This is a genomic window from Psychroserpens mesophilus, from assembly GCF_050617655.1.
GTDB classification, from domain to species: domain Bacteria; phylum Bacteroidota; class Bacteroidia; order Flavobacteriales; family Flavobacteriaceae; genus Psychroserpens; species Psychroserpens mesophilus_A.
Genome location: NZ_JBODQC010000192.1, coordinates 1 through 267 on the forward strand (window position 1 = coordinate 1; position 267 = coordinate 267).

Sequence of the window (267 nt, forward strand, 5' to 3'; positions counted from 1 at the left end):
GGTAGGACTAATATTTTTACGATAAAAGCGCTAATTTCGCTTTAGTTTATTAGATATTTCTGAAAGAGTTTGAAGACTACCACACATACAAAAATACCATTGCTCATACTAATTGTCTTAGTATGTTCTTGCTCAACATCAACAACAATTAAGTCTGGTGATATTGTCTTTAGAGGAGCTTCACAAAGTGATTTATCTGAAGCCATTAATGAGGTAACACAAACCGAAAAAGCGACAAATTACACGCATATGGGCATTTGTAGTGTT

1 pseudogene is annotated in these 267 nt (G+C 33.7%); it reads left to right on the forward strand.

The features are described 5' to 3' along the window. Positions 1 to 69: 69 nt before the first annotated feature. Positions 70 to 267 (forward strand): annotated as a pseudogene (locus ACRHNM_RS16910) (hypothetical protein); the annotation flags it as partial.